Origin of the sequence: Actinomadura sp. CNU-125, from assembly GCF_001942465.1 — a bacterium.
In the GTDB taxonomy this organism is placed as follows: Bacteria; Actinomycetota; Actinomycetes; order Streptosporangiales; family Streptosporangiaceae; genus Spirillospora.
On record NZ_MKJY01000435.1, the window covers coordinates 1 to 2764 of the forward strand.

2 protein-coding genes and 1 pseudogene are annotated in these 2764 nt (G+C 76.8%); all 3 read left to right on the plus strand.

The features are described 5' to 3' along the window. Window positions 1-372: 372 nt before the first annotated feature. A pseudogene (locus tag BJF79_RS63315) lies at window positions 373-762 on the plus strand (polysaccharide deacetylase family protein); the annotation flags it as partial. Between the two features lie 187 nt (window positions 763-949). Further along, a complete protein-coding gene (locus BJF79_RS36315) occupies window positions 950-2260 on the plus strand; it encodes a glycosyltransferase (RefSeq protein ID WP_083734511.1) in 1311 nt (436 codons plus the stop codon). After that, a partial coding sequence (locus BJF79_RS56380; RefSeq protein WP_158079403.1) for a lipopolysaccharide biosynthesis protein occupies window positions 2239-2764 on the plus strand: 526 nt, incomplete at its 3' end. The genes BJF79_RS36315 and BJF79_RS56380, both read left to right, overlap by 22 nt.

Below are 2764 nucleotides of genomic sequence, written 5' to 3' on the forward strand. Positions count from 1 at the left end.
GGCCGCTCGCGGGACGGCCGACGGGCGCGGGACGGCGGACGGGCGCGGGGTTCGCCGCCGTCCGGCGGTGGCCAGCCCTTCCGCCGCGGCTCGCCACTCGCGGGCCGCTCGCTTCGCTCGCAATCCGGTCGCGGCTCGCACGCCGCGGCCGCGTCCACTCGGGGGAGACCAGTGACACAGCCGATCGACCCGGCCCGCCTGACGGGCCCGGGGCGGATACCCGAAGCCGGGAAGAGACGCCGGGCACCGCTGGTGCTGATGTACCACTCGATCGACCGCCGCGACGATGACCCGCACCTGGTCACCGTCTCGCCGCGCCGGTTCGAGCGCCAGCTCGCCTGGCTGCGCGCGCGCGGGTTGCGCGGCGTCGGCATGCAGGAACTCCTGTACGCGCACGGCACCGGGCGCGCGCGCGGACTCGTCGGGCTGACCTTCGACGACGGGTACGCGGACTTCGCGACCCGCGCCGTCCCGGTCCTGCTGCGGTACGGCTTCGGCGCGACCGTGTTCGTCGTGTCCGGACGGATCGGCGAGCACAACGCGTGGGACAGCGACGGCCCGGACGGCCGCGGCCCGCGCAAGCCGCTGATGACCGCGGAGCAGATCCGCACGGTCGCCGCCGCGGGCGTCGAGATCGGCTCGCACGGCCGCCTGCACGTGCTGCTCCCCGACGCCGACGACGACACGCTCCGCGTCGAGTTCGCGGAGAGCAAGGCGGCGCTGGAGGAGATCGCCGACCGTCCGGTGAACGGGTTCGCCTACCCGTACGGACGCGCGGGCGAGCGGGAGATCGAGGCCGTGCGCGCCGCGGGCTACGGCTACGCGTGCCACATCGACCCCGGTGAGGCGTCCCGGCACGCGCTGCCGCGCACGTACGTCGCGAGTCCGACGGGTCGCTGCGGCTGCGCGCGAAGGTCCTCCGCCACGACCTCCTCCGGCGGAGCCGGGTGTGACCCGCGTCCTGCACGTCATCACGGGGCTGGAGCACGGCGGCGCCGAGCGGCAGCTCGCGCTGCTGCTGCCGCACCTGCCGGTGACGTGCGAGGTCGTGTCGCTGACGCGCGCCGGGACGGTCGGCGCGGAGATCGCCGCGACCGGGGTGCCCGTGCACGAACTCGGCATGGGCGGCAACCGCGACCTTTCCGCGCTTCCCCGGCTCGTCCGGTTGATCCGCCGCGGACGGTACGACGTCGTCCACACCCACCTGTACCGGGCGTGCGTGTACGGACGGATCGCCGCACGCCTCGCCGGACGGCCCGCGCCCCGCATCATCGCCACCGAACACTCCCTGGGCGACGGCCACCTCGAAGGACGCCGAACCACACGCGGCGTCCGTGCCCTTTACCTCGCGACCGAACGACTGGGGTCGCTGACGGTGGCCGTGTCCCCGACCGTCGCACGGCGCCTGCAGGCGTGGGGCGTCGCACCGGGACGGGTCGCGGTCGTGCCCAACGCCGTCGACGCCCCCGCGTTCGCGTTCGACCCCGCCCGCCGGGCCGCGACCCGCGCCGCCCTGGGCATCGCACCGGACGAACCCGTCGTGGGCGCGGTCGGGCGGCTCGTCCCCACCAAGCGGTTCGACCTGCTCATCGAGGCCCTCGCGCGTCCCGCCCTCGACGCCGCCCGGCTGCTCGTCGTCGGCGACGGCCCGCAGCGCGGCGAACTCGCACGCCTCGCGGCGGCCCGCGGTGTCGCGGACCGGGTGGTCCTCGCGGGCGGGACGTCCGATGTCGCGGGCGCACTCGCGGCGATGGACGTCTTCGCGGCCCCGTCCGTCCAGGAGACCTTCGGCCTCGGCGTCCTCGAAGCCCTCGCCGCCGGGCTCCCCGCCCTCTACACGACCTGCCCGGCGCTGGACGACCTGCCTCCCGGCGAGGCCCCCGGCGCGCGGCGGCTGCCCCCCGCCGCGGACGCCCCCGGTGACGCGGACGCCTGGAGCGCGCGCCTCGCGCACCTCCTCGCGTCCGATGCGCGGTCGCGACGCGCGGCGGTGCCCCCCGCCGTCGCCCGCCAGCGCGGTCGCGGAGCAGGCGGACCGGCTCGCCCGGCTGTACGCGGGCGGACCGGGCGGACCCGGCGGCGCCGACCGGACGCCGTCCACCCGGGAAGTCATAACGACCTGAAATGGGGCATGCCATGTCGAAACGTGATGCCGTTCAGCCGTCCGGCCGCCGGACGCTCGTCCGGGGCGCCCGGCGCCGCACCGCCGCGCTGCTGCGCCGGTACGCGGTCCCCATCGTGTTCGGCCTGGTCGGCCTGATCGGCGGCGGCGCCTACGCGCTGTTCACCCCGCCGAGCTACACCGCGACCGCGTTCGTCCTGGTCGTCGACGACAAGGAGCGCGCGGGGATCGACGCGGTCGGTTTCGCGCAGGCGTACGGGCGGCTCGCCCCGCTCCCGGAGACCCTCGCCTGGTCCCGCCGTCCGCTGCCGGACGCCCCGCCCGGCGAGCTGCGCGAGCACGTGCAGGCGTCCACCTCCCCCGACGCGCCGCTGGTCAAGCTGACCGGCCGCGCCCCGTCCGCGCCGGACGCCGCCGCGTTCGCGAACGCCGCCGCGGACGCGCTCGTCCGGTACGGCGGCTCGCACAGCGCGGACACCGGCGTGCGCGTCGCGCTGATGGGCCTCGCCCAGCCGCCGGACACCCCGACGTCGCCGAACCCGCCGCTGAACATCGCCGTCGGGACCGCGTCCGGGATGCTGCTGGCGGGCCTGAGCGCCGCCGTGCTGAACGGCCGCGGCAGGCAGCGGGGACGGCACGACA